The sequence below is a fragment of the Leifsonia sp. SIMBA_070 genome (assembly GCF_046534635.1).
Lineage (GTDB): Bacteria > Actinomycetota > Actinomycetes > Actinomycetales > Microbacteriaceae > Leifsonia.
The window spans coordinates 1-262 of record NZ_JAWRYK010000446.1; the positions used below are offsets into that span (position 1 = coordinate 1).

The following is a 262-nucleotide window of genomic DNA, read 5'->3' on the forward strand; positions in this document are numbered from 1 at the left end:
AGTCGCGCGCATCGCTCGTCGCCTCGCCGTCGAGCAGGTCCTGCTCGCGCATCGACAGCAGGTTCGGCGTCTTCTCGAGCGCTCCACGCCACCACTTCTCGAAGCTGCGTACGTCGAACACGTCGGCGGGGACGCGCGCCTCGTAGAACGCGTAGACGGCCTCGTCGCCGGCGAGGATGTCACGACGGCGCTCGCGCTCTTCGAGCTTCTCGAGCTTGCGGCGCAGCTCGGCGTTGACGCGCAGAAAGCGCGTGACCGGCTT

General features: G+C 68.3%; 1 protein-coding gene. It reads right to left on the minus strand.

Annotation, left to right across the window (positions count from 1 at the left end; translation table 11 throughout):
* Window positions 1–262, minus strand: a 262-nt coding sequence (locus SB754_RS21020) for a DUF3418 domain-containing protein (RefSeq protein ID WP_410784287.1), incomplete at both ends; no start/stop codon positions are given.